The organism is Shewanella sp. SR44-4 (assembly GCF_014163715.1).
In the GTDB taxonomy this organism is placed as follows: Bacteria; Pseudomonadota; Gammaproteobacteria; order Enterobacterales; family Shewanellaceae; genus Shewanella.
The window spans coordinates 1-251 of record NZ_JACJDU010000182.1 but is presented as its reverse complement, the minus strand read 5'-3'; the positions used below and the strand labels follow the sequence as shown (position 1 = coordinate 251).

At 58.6% G+C, this 251-nt stretch carries 1 protein-coding gene; it reads right to left on the bottom strand.

Annotated features, from left to right (window positions below):
- Window positions 1–251: hypothetical protein (locus tag H5125_RS21980; protein WP_182745523.1), on the bottom strand; the 251-nt coding region annotated here is incomplete at both ends.

Below are 251 nucleotides of genomic sequence, written 5' to 3'. Positions count from 1 at the left end.
CCGTTGTCGAGCATGTCTTGAGTGACAGGGCCGTTAAATAGGGTGTTGCCGTTGCCGTCAGTGACAATCAAGGTGTCGCCAACTTGGGTGCCAGTCGCTAGCGTCACGGTGGCGGTCACAGTGCCGTCAGTACCGATCTCATCGCTGTTGAACACGCCGTCGCTGCCCATGCCGCTGAACTCAACGATGGGTGCAGGTGCGGCAACATTGTCCACAGGCTGGTTGTCGGTAGCAGTCGCAGATGGGTTACC